This is a genomic window from Brevibacillus porteri, assembly GCF_003013475.1.
Lineage (GTDB): Bacteria > Bacillota > Bacilli > Brevibacillales > Brevibacillaceae > Brevibacillus > Brevibacillus porteri.
In genome coordinates this window covers 14,017-27,746 of sequence record NZ_PXZO01000032.1, presented here as the reverse complement: position 1 = coordinate 27,746, position 13,730 = coordinate 14,017, and the positions used below count along the sequence as shown (strand labels likewise).

Genomic DNA, 13,730 nt, shown 5'->3' with positions numbered 1-13,730 from the left:
TTGCTTTGCATCCCCCCTTTACAAGACTTCCTATTCGGCAGGCAGACTCCCTTTTGTCGATTAGGACTTGTATAAGTGACAAGCAACAAAGTGTCCGTCGCCTGCGTCCATAAATTCTGGTCGCACAGTACGGCACTCCTCTGTTACATGGGGACACCTCGTATGGAATGTACAGCCACTTGGAGGTTTTGCAGGGCTCGGCACATCTCCCTGGAGGATGACTCTTTCTCGTACAGCATCAGGGTCTGGCGAAGGTACCGCCGACAGCAATGCTTTCGTATAGGGATGAAGCGGATTGGAATACAATTGGCTGCTCGTCGTCAGTTCGACAATTCTGCCAAGGTACATCACGCCTACCCGATCACTGATGTGACGCACTACACTCAAATCATGGGCAATGAACAAGTATGTAAGGCCGAATTCGCGTTGCAAATCCTGCATGAGATTGAGCACCTGTGACTGAATGGACACGTCCAGTGCAGACACGGGCTCATCCGCAACGATCAATTTGGGCTTGAGCATCAGCGCTCTCGCAATACCGATCCGCTGCCTCTGTCCTCCGCTGAATTGATGCGGATAACGGCTCGCATGATAGCTGCTCAGACCAACGATCTCCAGCATTTCCTGCACGCGCTTTTTTCGCTCTGCCGAAGAACCCAAACCATGTACAATCAAGGGCTCTTCCAAAATTTTCTCAATATTATGTCTAGGGTTGAGTGAAGCAAACGGGTCCTGAAAGACAATTTGCATGTCACGTCTCATCTTTCTCATCGCATCTGTGGAAAGCGACATGACATTGGTCCCGTCAAAGGTGATTTCACCGGAGGTCGGTTCAATCAGTCGCAGCAAGGAACGTCCCGTCGTGGACTTTCCACAGCCGCTCTCACCTACCAGCCCCAAGGTTTCTCCACTCTTAACGGTAAACGATACATCATCTACCGCCTTTACTACACCTACTTCCCCTCCAAGAACACCGCCTGTGATTGGGTAGTATTTTTTCAAATTTTTTACAATCAGAAGATCTTCTGCCACCTGCATGCTCCTCTCGGGTTATTCGGTCAGCCAGCAGCGGGAAAGGTGATTGTCCCCTACCACTTTTAATTCTGGCATCTCACTGCGGCATCGGTCTGATACTTTATCGCATCTAGGTGCAAAACGGCATCCGACAGTAAGCGAACCCGGAATCGGGACGTTGCCTGGAATCGAATAGAGACGCTCCTGTGATCCTTCTAGCTTCGGCAACGAATTCAACAAGCCGATCGTATATGGATGCTTCGGATTTTTTAAGATCGTACGAACATCGCCTTGTTCAATCACGTTTCCTGCGTACATCACCACGACGCGGTGACACATTTCGGCAACGACCCCAAGATCGTGGGTAATGAGGAGAATGGCTGTGTCTGCTTCCCGGTTGAGTTGGCGCATCAGGTCCAAAATCTGCGCTTGAATCGTCACGTCAAGCGCGGTAGTAGGCTCGTCTGCAATCAAAAGCTCAGGATTGCAAGCCATTGCCATCGCAATCATGACACGCTGCCGCATGCCCCCAGAAAGCTGGTGCGGGTATTCATCGACGATGGCTTCCGCTCGAGGAATTCCGACTTTTTTCAACATCTCAATGGCACGTGCTCTTGCGTCCTTTTTGCTCGCCTTCGTATGTAATCGGACTGATTCTCCTATCTGGTCTCCAATCGTAAACACCGGATTTAACGACGTCATCGGCTCCTGAAAGATCATCGCAATTTCATTTCCGCGGATGTCTCTCATTCGCTTTTCGTCGACAGATACGAGGTCCTCCCCCTTGAATTTAATCGAGCCTCCCACGATTCTCCCTGGGGGATTGGGTACTAGCTTCATAACGGAAAGGGAGGTAACGCTCTTTCCGCAGCCGGATTCGCCTACGATACCGACTACTTCTCCTTTTTGTACCGTGATCGTCACGCCATCAACGGCAGGGATTTGGCCGCGGTCCGTGAAAAAGTGCGTTTGCAGGTTTTCGATTTGTAGGACAGGATGTGACACGTGGCTCACCTCTCTCACCGATATATACTTCCAAAATAGACCTATCAGTAGACATTATGCCATTTATTCAATTTTTTCGCAACACAATAAATTCAAACTATTATCTCTTTACTGATTAAAAAGAATATTTGACTTGCGTTTTAAAATTATGTAAAAAATTTTTATGATAGCCCTTTCATTGTTGATGTAGCCTCACTTGCACTGTTTTAGCAGATCGAATGAAGCATCTGTGGTCGCATGCAAAAGACCCGCCTGTACGGGCCTTTTGTCACTGGGGCTTTCTGCACCCCTTCTTTTTGCGCATAAACCATTTTCACGGTTCAAAAAAACTCCCTACCCAATCGACAAAACTCTGCGCCCCACTTTTAATGCTTCCACCCAAAGTCAAACCGATCCGACTGACGTAGTTGACCATTTCCTTCGGGTTGGCGGTCTGAACCTGCTTGCCCATTACCGCGATCTCCACTTGCCCTTGATCCACTTTTTTGATGGAAAAGGTTTGAGCCTGCCCCTCAGGCACTCCACTTACCTTGGATATTCCACGCTCAGCCGTTTGCAATCCCAAAACTACCCCGACCAGCAAGATGATTAACAGTCCAGTCAGCTTCATCGTCACGTTCATGCCCGTCACCTCTTTGCAGGCTCGTCAGAAACTGTTTTGCCTACTTTTTCAGCTTGCTGATAATAGGCTGCGAAAACATCAGCCAATGCTTCTGCCGTATTCATGCTTTCCTGCACGCTGTTTTCCGTACCACCTATTTCTATTAACAGACTTCCCGGGGAGAGGGACTGATTATACTCGCCATGATCCGTTTTTGCGCCTTTTTCCATCACGCCACGCGAAAGCTCTGGGTACATTTTTTCCATCAACTCATGAAGCTCCGTTGCAAACGCCTCATTTTTCTCGTAGCTTTTGTTTCTTTTCCCGATGACGAACAATACTCTTCCATACGTTTTTCCTTTGATCGTGACCGTTGTACGCTCTCGTGGCGCTGTGTCTCGATGCAGATCGAAAAAGTAGTACAGCTCCTTGTTTTTCACCGTTGCTGATTTGACTACTTGCAAAGATTCCGCGTAGGAGAAGGAGTAGTGCATTTTTTTGTTCAACAGCTGCTGATAGATGTCGTCGGTGCTCACGTCCGAACCAATTCCTCTGTCATTCAACGCTTCTGATAAATACTTGCTGATTAACGATATATTTCTCGTAGGATGATCGACGGAGGTTCCCACTGGCTTCGTCTCACTGAACCACGATTCCCGATTGTGCGAGTTGTAGACGTAAACGATTTTTTTGCCGTTCGTGATGGAATTGGGCACAGGAACTGGCTTCGTTTCGCCTGACTTCGTGGTATCCTCCGGCTTTGGCTCTACGATCGGAACTACTTGCGATTGATCCTCTACCTGTCTCGGATGAGCGGGGTACTCCAAATAAAAATCTGCGAGAGAAGCTCCTTTTCCCTGCACGACAAACCTGGCATCCTCTGTCGTTACCATCCCAGGGAGCTCCCTGCCTAGTAAGCTACGCAAGTCTCCTGGCTGTATATTGGTTGCCAAGCGAAAGAGAAAACCCGTTACGCTATTCGTGCGATCATCAGCCTGTGCTTGCACCGTTTCGGACAAAACCGGAATTTCCTGCCCCATCCACCCCAAAATCGCCAGACTAGAAATATGAGAAGCGGCCTGTTGAATGGCGGAGGAAGAAATTGCGATTCGGTTCCCGCCGAGCGAAAGCACACCTGTCATGACAAACAGGAAGGCGGTTATAAATGAAAGAACAACGAATTGGCGTTGAATGAGGGTCGCCATCTGTCTCACTCCTCTAGCTGTAGCATGTTTGCACGTCGGGAGAACTTCCCCCTCGCGCTTGTCTATGCTTTAGCTTATGAGGCTCATAGAGACGATAGAACCCTTTTCTAGCTTTTCTCTCTCACTCTAGCTTTTTACGACTTAGTGGGTATACGAGCCGCTATTTTCTTCATTCACTGCACTGTGCAAGGCGCGATTCAGACCTGTTGCGATCACATTCGCCACCCCTTCAATAAAATCGTCCACTTCTTTTGGGGTGACGACCAGATCCTGTCCCAGCGGTCGGAGGACCTCATGAATCAGTTGTCGTTTCTCTTCTTCCGGCAGTGAACCTACCAATCCCATGAATGTCTTACGTGATTCCATGTCGGGCAAGTCCTCTTCCGTATACGGTTCCTTACGCTCTGGCAGCGTGCTCATTGCCAGTTTGTTAAACGCCCGCTTGCTCTCCACCATCGATTGTCCAAAATGCCCCATCAAGTACGTAATTGCATCATTTACAATCGTGGAGGCAAAAACGACCGTAGGGACCCCTATCGCAATCACAGGCACACCAAGCGTCGCCTGATCAATCGCTTTGCGCTTGTTTCCGACCCCTGAACCGGGATGAATCCCTGTATCCGATATTTGAATCGTCGTGTTGACCCGGTGCAGAGCGCGGGACGCAAGAGCATCGATACAGATGACAAAATCGGGTTTGCTTTTTTCCACGACACCAAAAATAATCTCACTCGTTTCTATACCCGTAATCCCAAGGACACCCGGTGATAGCGCACTGACTTCCCGATAGCCTTCTCCAACGGTTTCAGGCGCCAGCGTGTACAGATGACGTGTAATCAACAAATTTTCCACAACCATCGGCCCCAGCGCATCCGGGGTCACATTCCAGTTGCCGAGACCAACGACGAGAGCCTTTTTGTCTTCAGTGATTCCCAGTTGTTTGAGAAACTTGGCAAATTCGACAGAGAATCGCTTGGCCACCTGCTCTTCGATCGAGGTATCATTATCCCGCAGCTTTGGCACTTCAATCGTAAGGTAATGCCCCGGAAGCTTGCCGATTTCCTTCCCCGCTCCCTCTGTTTCCACATGTAATCTCGTTACTTTCACATTGGGCTCGCTGTCGTCAGCTTGCAGCCAAACGCCCTCAATATCGCTCTGGTTTTGTTGCTGGGCAAGCTCGTGGGCCTCCACTGCAAGATCCGTACGAATGGAATAACCAGACAAATCAATGTTATGTGCCATGTTCATCAGCTCCTTTGATCCGAAGTGAAAAAAGTACTGACCATTTTGTTCCTGCTACTAGCTTGCTTGAATCCTTCATTTTTATTCCGAATCCTTTCTTGCAAATGGGTTCGCCCCATGCTAGAATTACTTTGTTGTATGACTGTATGTCTATGGTCGTCTAAGGAGGTGACACACATGCCAAATATTAAATCCGCGATTAAACGCACCAAAACAATCGAAAAGCGTCGCGCACACCGTGCTTCTCAAAAGTCTGATCTGCGTACTTCCATCAAGAGCTTTGAGAAAGCTGTCGCTGCTTCCGATGTAGCATTGGCGAAATCTACTCTTCTGGTGGCTGTGAAAAAGCTGGACAAGGCCGCTTCGAAAGGTCTCATTCATAAAAACGCAGCAAACCGTCAAAAGTCTCGTTTGATGAAAAAGCTTAACGTTCTGAGCGCTCCTGTAGCGTAAGAGACCAAGCGCAAAAAAACCCCGTGAACAACTTGTTCTAGGGGTTTTTTTACTGTAATAAACGTCATGACCGTTTTGTTCGTTCGTCATGTGCACGTGCAATGAATAATTCGAGGGCGAGACGTTTGTCTACCTGCCCTGACTTCATCCGAAAATCTTCTTCCGCCAGAATGCCCAGCAGTTTTTTCAACGACTCCTCAGAAAAATGACGCGCTTGCTCCATTGCTTTTTTCACCGCGTAAGGATGCATCTTAATCATACCTGCCATCTGTTGCTGCGAATAACCACGCGGCGCCAATTGCTTGACATGCAACAGCATGCGGAACTGCCTCGCCAAGAGAGCCAGCAGCTTAATCGGCTCCTCTCCTGTTTTCATGCAGTCGTACATCATCCTGAGTGCCTTGTCCAATCTCCCCGAAGCGACCTGTTCAATTAGCGCAAATACATCCTGCTCCAGCGTACGTGCTCCAAGCAGCTCGATGACGTCGTCCGTGATGCTTTCACCCACCCCGACAAACAGAGCCATCTTTTCGATTTCCTTGTCCAGAAGCCGCAGCTCGGCTCCTACTCGCTCCACAAGCCTCATGGCTTGCTGACGATCGATTTTCGCCTGGTATTTACCCGCATGCCGCTCTACCCAGCCATACAAATCTCCGTCTTTTAACAACGGAAAAGGGATCACTTTCGCTTTCTGCTGCAGCGTTTTGACCAGCTTTTTTCGTTCATCGAGCTTGTCAGCTTCTGTATGTAAAATAAGTGTGGTGTAGGGAGGCGGATTTTGCAAATAATCGAGCAAAGCATCCGGGTCGCTTTCTACCTTAGTCGAAGGCTTACTTCCTGTTAAAAAGTAGGCTTGTCTGGCAATCACCAATCGATGCTCGCCCATAAACGGCAAGGTTTCCGCATCCTGTAGAATTTCACTCAATCCTATTTCAGTACAATCATACACACTCATATTCAAATCCGTAAATTCTGGATCAATCATTTCTTTACGAGCCAACGCCAAAAAATCTTCGGCCAGAAAAGACTCCGGCCCGTATAAGACGTAGATCGGCGAGAATTGTTTTTGCCGTATTTCGCGAATAGCCGATAGGAGTGGCATACGTTTTCTCCCCTTTCCTTCTTCTTACCTGCGTTATTATAGCACATGTTGCTCAGAACAAAGCGAAAAAAAACCGCCACCAGTGAATCGGTAGCGGTTTTTTCATCCGTTGGCACCTCTATGTAAACGTTTAGGGAAAAGCCCCGGGATTCCTCCTCCCCAAACGGTAAGCAGGGGGTGCTTGATAATGTACTATACGCAAAATCCTCGCAAGCGGTGCCGGTCCATACGTGGAAAAAAGTTAGTCATTATCATCTTTATCTTTTTTCTTTTCTTTATTTTTTCCCTTGTTTTTCTCCTCTTGCTTGTCCCCACCGTCGTCCTTATCGTCATTAGCAGGTTCTTTGTCTTCTCTGTCCGGATTCTCCTCCAGTCCGATCGGCCATACCGGTGGCTTATCATCTGTTATTACTGGCGTTGGAGGTACAGGCTTCTTTTGTGGTGGTGGCGGCGTTTTCGTTTTCTTCGGTGGCGATGTTTGCTTTTTCTCGGTCTTTGCCGGTGGCCTTTTACTCTTCGTCTGAGTAGTTGCTCCACTTGACTTTTTTGCCTTGTCCGTTTCCTCTTTTGAATTCGATGGTATTGGATTATTGCTTGGAGGAGTCGGATCATCTGGCCCAGGGGTTTTGGGTTGTTTCACGACCGCTGGCGTCATGTCCGTTCCGTTCTGGAACGAATCGACTTCTTGCTTCTTACCATCACCGCCCGAAAACAGCATGCCAACCAATAAGCTAGCAGCGACGGCCGTACTACCAAGACTGGCCATCCACACTTTCATCCGCTTCCACTTTTTTGATTCCGGCAGTGAAGACGACTCACGCTTAACTTCCAGAGTGGGCAGGATTTCCTCGTTCATCGTAGATGTCACCGCAGCAGGCTTTGCAGCGGCTGATTCCAGCTTGGGCAGGATAGAATCTACGATGCTGAACGGAGGTACGACAGGGGGCAGATGTTCCAATTGTTGTGACACATCTTTCAAACGGTTGTACATAAGCTGCAGATCAACATCTTTCTGAATCAAACGATGGAGCAATTGCTGCTCTGACTCCACCAGATCTCGATCCAGATCCCGCTGCATGAGTTCAAAAATCTCTTCGTTGGTCATCAACCGATCCCCCCTTTCTGGTAGTCGTACAACAGCTCCTGTAACTGTTGCCTAGCCCGAAATAAATACGACTTTACCGTGTTAAGCGGCAAATCTAGTGCCTCCGCTATTTCTTGATAGGACAAATCCTCTAGATAGCGGAGTACTACAACCATCCGGTATTGCTTTGGCAATCTTCCGATGGCTTCCTGGATGTCATTCGACAGCCCGGTGAGAAGGATTTCTTCTTCTACGTTGTTTCGATCAGGAATGATCAACTCGTGCTCGTCAATTGAGACCGTTTCCTTCTTCGCGCGAAATTTATCCATACAGACGTTGCTGACAATGCGTTGTACCCAGGTTGAGAACTTTGCTTTTTCCTGATAGGTGTCCAACTTTCGATAAATACGAATGAGGACTTCCTGGGAGGCATCTAGCGCGTCTTGTTCGTTCCCTAGAATGTAATAAGCGCTTCGGTAAACGGAGGTCTCAATAGATCGAAGCAGTTCGACTAGCGCGTCATGATCCCCGGATTGCGCCATCCTGATCAACTCTGCTTCATGCATATTCTCTTCTCCCCCCTACAGACGGTTCGCTCATTGAAAAAGTTGCAAACAGTTTATGTATCCAATATTTGGGTCTGCCAATATAATCCCGTAGGTGTAATAACCAGCGTAATCGCTCCATGAGCATCAGTCCTGTACACGGCGGAACCCGATTTTTTTAAGCGATGCAGTACTTCGGACGATGGATGCCCGTACCGATTTTTCACCCCGGCAGAGATTACAGCAACTTTTGGTGCTGTGACTGCAAGGAGCTCTTCGGTGCTCGAGGTATTGCTTCCATGGTGGGCTACTTTCAAAACATCCACAGAAGTCAAACCGTTTTGAACAAGCTGGCTTTCCCCATCCTTTTCAATGTCACCCGTAAACAATACAGTCTTGTTATAAGCAGTCAGCTGGAGTACTACGGATGCATCATTTCCTGAGAAGGTCGATTCCCCCGGGTGCAGCCACTTCCACTCGATTCCCGGCCCATCTGACCAAGATTGACCCGGGAGCCCAGTTACAATCGGAACCCCTTCTTGTTGAAAAAGCTGGACAATCTCGCCCTCCAATTTGGAAGGTGCTGTCCCATTCACCAATACCTCTCCAAAAGAAAAATGAGGAATAAGCGACTTTACTCCCCCGATGTGATCCAGGTCACCATGCGTCATGACGACGCGGTCGATTTTCTCGATTCCTCTGGCCATCAGAAACGGCAGAACGACGTCTTTCCCCACCTCAAATGGGTCACGCTTTTCCATCCATGGTTCAGCAGCTGGGAACCGCATTGTCCCACCTGCATCCATTAAGTATACCTTCTGATCACCAATTTCGACAACGATGGAATCCCCTTGTCCGACATCAAGGAAGGTAATTCGCACTTCTTCGACTCCTGAAAACGGCTGTCTAGCTGCTACAATAAACATGAGAAATATAACGAAAGTAAGCATTATATCACGCTTTCGATGATAGCCCAACTTCCATGAAATGGGCAGAACACCCAAAAAGCAGGTATACAAAACAAGCCAGCACCACGAAGGATGCGGCCAATATGTGAAAGGGAGCCTCATTTTTTCGATAGCAAACAGCGGGAGATGAATCCATTTCAGCATAGCCGTTGATACCCAAACAGGGATCACGGCCAAAAACGGATGGACGAAATCGAGGACAACCGCGATATACCCGAACGGTAGCGCTATAGCCGAGAGAATCGGTGTCACTACCAAATTGACCAGCCAAGACACTGGTGAAAACAAATGAAAATGATAGATGAGAAACGGGAAAGAAACGAGCTGGGCTGACAAAGTAACCGACACAAGTGTACGAATCCAGACGGGTACCCGCACAAACACATGCAAGCTGTATGGCACAAAAATAATCAGACCAAGTGTCACCGCAAAGGAAAGCTGAAAACCGACATGCCACAGCTGATACGGATTCAACACCAGCATAAGAATGAGTGCACCTGCCCAGACGTCCTTGCCGTCCAACCTCTTTCCAAATACTTGACAGAGAAGACCCACACTCCCCATCAGTCCAGATCGGATCGCGGACGCGCTGGCTCCCACCAGAAGCACATACCCGATCAAAAACAAAATCGTTACGACAAATGCGAGTCTGCGTCTGATTCCAATCCGTTCCAAGCACCACATAAACATGGAGCTAACCAACGTCACATGCAAACCGGAAATCGCGAGGATATGACTTAAGCCCAAATTCGAATACATCGCCGCAAGCTCAAGGTTCACCTCTTGTCCAAGACCAAGCAGCAGCGACTTCATGTAACCCGCTGTTTCTGGATCAGTAAATAATGATTCAATTCTCTTTGCACCCGAGTCCTGCCACTCTTGAAAGCTTGCCGACACGGAAAAAGCAGGTATCACATCAATCGCTTGATAGTTTGTTTCTCCTGTAACAGGGACGCCTTGCCAATACAAGTAGCTGGCGTAGTCGAAGGCATGAGGATTACGCGTAGGAGCTGGTAAGGATAATCGGATTGGAGCCACGATAACACTGCCACGTCTCCACTGCTCTATTTGTGTTGCTTCCTGGAAAGAAGCAAGTTTAACACGAAGCGCGATTTTTTCGAGAGACCGATGCACGTTCTGATCAGGTTGATTTTCACCCCAGGATGTTATCGTGACAAAAAATCGTGCTACATCCCCGTCCCGTCTCACAGGTGAATCAATGACGCCTTCTATCCAGATGCTCTGCTCCCTTTCTGCCAGTGGTTTCACTTCAGAGCTGTGGAGAATCTCGTACCCACAAAAAAAGAGACCTGCTAGAATAATAATCAGTGAGTAGCATGCAACGAATTTGCGGTATGGTAACGGGATACATGCAACGATTGCCCATGATACGCCTGTAGCCAACAGCAGCCAAGCAGGATGTAAATAGGCGGACAAAATGAGGCCGATCATCATCGCTAGGCTTGCTATCCATACTGACACTGCAATTCCCCCGTCCTGTTCTTTCATGAACCGTTTTGTCGAACGAATCATGGTCTCCTAAGGGAGTATATCTAACCGAATGGGGACAAAAATAGAAAAGACGAAAGGCTAATTCCCTTGTAGAATCAGCGTTTTCGAGGTCAATTACTGGCACTCATAAGAGATTGCGCTGATGGTCGATACATGATAGAGTTAGCAGGAGCAATCCAGTGAGAGGAAGAGTCATTTCTTATGTGCGGAATCGTATCACTCTATAACAAGCGGCAAAAGCCTGTTCAACAAGAAGCGATTAGTGCAATGACGGGTGTCATCCTGCACCGTGGTCCAGATGACGATGGTTTTCACCTTGAAGACAACATCGCCCTGGGCTTTCGTCGTTTAAGCATCATTGACGTGGAAGGCGGACATCAACCGCTGTTTAACGAAACACGTGACATCTGGATTATTGGTAACGGTGAAGTCTACAATTACAAAGAGTTACAACAATGGTTAAAGGACATCGGTCACGTTTTCCATACCGATTCTGATATTGAAACCATCCTCCACCTTTATGAAGAGGTAGGAACAGATGCACCTAAGCATTTGCGTGGGATGTTTGGCTTTACGATCTACGACTCCCGTAAAAAACGTCTGTTTGGGGCACGCGACCATTTTGGAATCAAGCCTCTCTACTATGTCGAGACAAATGATTCGATCGGGGTTGCCAGCGAGATTAAAAGCTTGCTGGAGCTGCCAGGATTCAACCGCGAAGTGAATCCAACCGCTTTTTATCACTATTTGACGTTCCAATATGTACCCGATCCTGACACGATGTTTGCTGGCATTTACCGTATACCGCCTGCTCACTCGTTTGTGATTGAAAACGACCAGATCAAGCTGGAAAGGTACTGGGATGTAGAATTCAAGCCAGATGAAAGCAAGCCGTTCTCTTATTTTGTTGAGGGTACGCGCAGTGTCATGCTCGAATCTGTCGACAAACACCGGATTAGCGAAGTTTCTCGTGGAGCCTTCTTGTCTAGTGGGGTTGACTCTAGCAGTATCGTTGGGATGTTGCGTACATTCGAGCCAGTCAAATCTTTTTCTGTCGGCTCAGATATTCCTGGTTACAGCGAGCTCGATTATGCGAAGCGAACCGCCGCATATTTGGGATCGGAGCATTTCGAGCGCGTGATAAACGCCAAGCAGTACATGGATGAATTGCCGCGACTTATCTGGCATCAGGACGAACCAGTAGCGGATCCCTCTGCCATCCTGCTCTATTTTGTAGCGCAGATGGCGAGTGAACACGTAACCGTCGTATTGTCCGGTGAAGGTGCAGATGAATTTTTTGGCGGATACAATATTTACAGAGAGCCTCATTCTCTCAAAATGTTTTCCGGGATGCCTGGCTGGATGCGTCATTCCATCGGATATATGGCAGAACGCCTCCCCGATCAGGTAAAAGGGAAAAACTTCCTCATCCGCGGATCGAAAACAGTTGAGCAACGCTTCTTCGGAAACGCACTGATTTTCAGCGAAGAGATGAAAAAGCGTGTCGTCATGGAAGATATCACCCGTTCGGAATCGTATGTATCTCCTTTCACCATCACAGAAGAGATTTACAAACGCGCTTCCGAATATGACGATGTGACCAAGATGCAATACTTGGACATTCACACTTGGCTCAGAGGCAACATTTTGATGAAGGCCGACAAGATGACGATGGCCAATTCTTTGGAGTTACGAGTACCTTTCATTGATCTTAAGGTATTTGAATTCGCCGCTACCATTCCAACGAAGTACAAAATTGCCAACGGCACGACCAAGCACGTGCTTCGAGAAGCGATGAAAGACTTCCTGCCACCTGAGATCCAAACGAGAAAGAAGCTGGGCTTCCCTGTTCCGACTCGTCACTGGCTCAAAAACGAATTTTACAAATGGGCAAAAGAGATCATTTTTGAATCCAAGGTGGATAATTTGATCAATAAGGCCTATGTGCTGTACTTGCTCGATGAACACCGCGAAGGAAATGCGGATTACAGTCGCAAAATCTGGACGATCCTGGTCTTCATGTTGTGGCATCAAATCTTCATTGAGCAAAAGCACAATTTTGAGCCTTTTGTCAGCCCAAATGTAGACCTTCGCCGCAAAAAAAATTCGTTGCTGCATATCGGCTAACAGCGGCAACGCAATAAATAGATTTGCAGACCCTCTCTTACTTTTCGTAGCATCGTTGATAGAGAACAAGTTCACTCTATGAACGTATCGCTATGTGAAGGACGGGAGGGTTTTTGTTATGGTGCTGGAGTGGTGGGAGCGTTATCGTCGTATCATCTTGCTGACTGCGGCTGTTCTGTTTGTCGGTTGTAGCTATTGGATCTATCAACGCGATCAATCACATAAGACTGACGAACTACCGTTGCATTCTCCTGCTTATGCAGCATCGAATCTTGAAACAAAAGAACTGACAGATGATTCAGCAGCTGCTCAACCTGCCAAATCTGTAAAAGCGACACCGGAAAAAGATAAGGACAAGGAACCACTCCTCTCTCCTCTCTATGTCGATGTGAAAGGGCAAGTGAAAAATCCTGGATTATACCAATTCGAACCAGGTACGCGTGTCGCAAATGCCATCGAGAAAGCAGGAGGAGCACTTCCTGATGCTGACCTTGTCCAGATCAACTTGGCAGCGCCGCTCACAGATGGAGCTGCTCTTGTCATCCCGGCTAAAGGGGCCACCGCGCCAGTCTCCGCATCCATTGGCCTTGTACAATCTGCTTCCAGCGTATCCACCACTGGTGCCTCCTCAGCCATTAATCTCAACATGGCAACTGTCGAAGAGCTCATGAGTCTTCCCGGGATTGGAGAAGCTCGTGCCAAGGCAATCATGGAGTACCGGACAAAACAAGGGCCATTTCGTTCAGCGGATGACCTGAAACAGATTGAGGGAATTGGTGAGAAGATGTTTGCACGGATAAAAGATCGGCTGGTGGTAAAATGAGTGCTCAGCATCCGGTCATGATCATAGGCACTCCTACATAGAATGGGAA

At 48.0% G+C, this 13,730-nt stretch carries 12 protein-coding genes; 3 read left to right on the top strand and 9 right to left on the bottom strand.

The window, feature by feature from the left end; genetic code table 11:
• Positions 1 to 60 precede the first annotated feature (60 nt).
• The 5 genes from C7R92_RS16930 to gpr all read right to left on the bottom strand — a co-directional run bounded on the left by C7R92_RS16930 (position 61) and on the right by gpr (position 5,067).
• On the bottom strand, positions 61 to 1,032 hold the full coding sequence (locus C7R92_RS16930) for an ABC transporter ATP-binding protein (RefSeq protein WP_069850335.1): 972 nt from the start codon (positions 1,030 to 1,032) through the stop codon (positions 61 to 63).
• Positions 1,033 to 1,050: 18 nt separating this feature from the next.
• On the bottom strand, positions 1,051 to 2,019 hold the full coding sequence (locus C7R92_RS16925) for an ABC transporter ATP-binding protein (RefSeq protein WP_017247685.1): 969 nt from the start codon (positions 2,017 to 2,019) through the stop codon (positions 1,051 to 1,053).
• A 313-nt stretch (positions 2,020 to 2,332) separates the two neighbouring features.
• Entirely contained in the window at positions 2,333 to 2,641 is a 309-nt protein-coding gene (locus C7R92_RS16920) for a YqxA family protein (RefSeq protein ID WP_007727739.1), read from the bottom strand.
• Positions 2,642 to 2,646: 5 nt separating this feature from the next.
• Positions 2,647 to 3,825: a stage II sporulation protein P gene (gene spoIIP / locus C7R92_RS16915; protein ID WP_017247684.1), complete on the bottom strand. Its 1,179-nt coding sequence runs from the start codon at positions 3,823 to 3,825 to the stop codon at positions 2,647 to 2,649.
• A 141-nt stretch (positions 3,826 to 3,966) separates the two neighbouring features.
• Positions 3,967 to 5,067, bottom strand: coding sequence for a GPR endopeptidase (gene gpr / locus C7R92_RS16910; protein WP_069850339.1), 1,101 nt, complete (start codon positions 5,065 to 5,067; stop codon positions 3,967 to 3,969).
• A 177-nt stretch (positions 5,068 to 5,244) separates the two neighbouring features.
• Between gpr and rpsT the strand changes: the two genes are divergently transcribed.
• Positions 5,245 to 5,520, top strand: a complete 276-nt coding sequence (gene rpsT, locus C7R92_RS16905) for a 30S ribosomal protein S20 (protein WP_005833151.1) — start codon at positions 5,245 to 5,247, stop codon at positions 5,518 to 5,520.
• Between the two features lie 64 nt (positions 5,521 to 5,584).
• On the opposite strand, the gene holA is transcribed toward rpsT, so the two are convergent.
• The 4 genes from holA to C7R92_RS16885 form a co-directional block, all read right to left on the bottom strand.
• Positions 5,585 to 6,622 (bottom strand): DNA polymerase III subunit delta, encoded by a 1,038-nt coding sequence (gene holA, locus C7R92_RS16900; protein ID WP_017247682.1) that lies wholly within the window; start codon positions 6,620 to 6,622, stop codon positions 5,585 to 5,587.
• 241 nt (positions 6,623 to 6,863) lie between these two features.
• Entirely contained in the window at positions 6,864 to 7,727 is an 864-nt protein-coding gene (locus C7R92_RS16895; RefSeq protein ID WP_106835056.1) for a hypothetical protein, read from the bottom strand.
• Complete coding sequence (locus C7R92_RS16890; RefSeq protein WP_012685711.1) at positions 7,727 to 8,272, bottom strand: RNA polymerase sigma factor; 546 nt, start codon at positions 8,270 to 8,272, stop codon at positions 7,727 to 7,729. The genes C7R92_RS16895 and C7R92_RS16890 overlap by 1 nt, the downstream gene beginning before the upstream one ends.
• Positions 8,273 to 8,325: 53 nt before the next feature.
• Positions 8,326 to 10,728: a DNA internalization-related competence protein ComEC/Rec2 gene (locus tag C7R92_RS16885; protein ID WP_106835098.1), complete on the bottom strand. Its 2,403-nt coding sequence runs from the start codon at positions 10,726 to 10,728 to the stop codon at positions 8,326 to 8,328.
• Positions 10,729 to 10,932: 204 nt separating this feature from the next.
• On the opposite strand from C7R92_RS16885, the gene asnB reads away from it, so the two are divergent.
• Positions 10,933 to 12,858 carry an asparagine synthase (glutamine-hydrolyzing) gene (gene asnB, locus C7R92_RS16880; RefSeq protein WP_017247679.1) on the top strand — a complete coding sequence of 642 codons (1,926 nt, stop codon included), beginning with the start codon at positions 10,933 to 10,935 and terminating at the stop codon, positions 12,856 to 12,858.
• A 118-nt stretch (positions 12,859 to 12,976) separates the two neighbouring features.
• Positions 12,977 to 13,681, top strand: a complete 705-nt coding sequence (locus tag C7R92_RS16875; RefSeq protein WP_106835055.1) for a helix-hairpin-helix domain-containing protein — start codon at positions 12,977 to 12,979, stop codon at positions 13,679 to 13,681.
• Positions 13,682 to 13,730: the final 49 nt, after the last annotated feature.

What these genes read in the sequence shown, in the direction of transcription:
- C7R92_RS16895 (WP_106835056.1), bottom strand. Translation starts at nt 7,727, where the DNA reads ATGACCAACGAAGAGATTTTTGAACTCATGCAGCGGGATCTGGATCGA.
- C7R92_RS16885 (WP_106835098.1), bottom strand. Translation starts at nt 10,728, where the DNA reads ATGAAAGAACAGGACGGGGGAATTGCAGTGTCAGTATGGATAGCAAGC.
- spoIIP (WP_017247684.1), bottom strand. Translation starts at nt 3,825, where the DNA reads ATGGCGACCCTCATTCAACGCCAATTCGTTGTTCTTTCATTTATAACC.
- asnB (WP_017247679.1), top strand. Translation starts at nt 10,933, where the DNA reads ATGTGCGGAATCGTATCACTCTATAACAAGCGGCAAAAGCCTGTTCAA.
- C7R92_RS16890 (WP_012685711.1), bottom strand. Translation starts at nt 8,272, where the DNA reads ATGCATGAAGCAGAGTTGATCAGGATGGCGCAATCCGGGGATCATGAC.
- holA (WP_017247682.1), bottom strand. Translation starts at nt 6,622, where the DNA reads ATGCCACTCCTATCGGCTATTCGCGAAATACGGCAAAAACAATTCTCG.
- C7R92_RS16875 (WP_106835055.1), top strand. Translation starts at nt 12,977, where the DNA reads ATGGTGCTGGAGTGGTGGGAGCGTTATCGTCGTATCATCTTGCTGACT.
- rpsT (WP_005833151.1), top strand. Translation starts at nt 5,245, where the DNA reads ATGCCAAATATTAAATCCGCGATTAAACGCACCAAAACAATCGAAAAG.
- C7R92_RS16920 (WP_007727739.1), bottom strand. Translation starts at nt 2,641, where the DNA reads ATGAACGTGACGATGAAGCTGACTGGACTGTTAATCATCTTGCTGGTC.
- gpr (WP_069850339.1), bottom strand. Translation starts at nt 5,067, where the DNA reads ATGGCACATAACATTGATTTGTCTGGTTATTCCATTCGTACGGATCTT.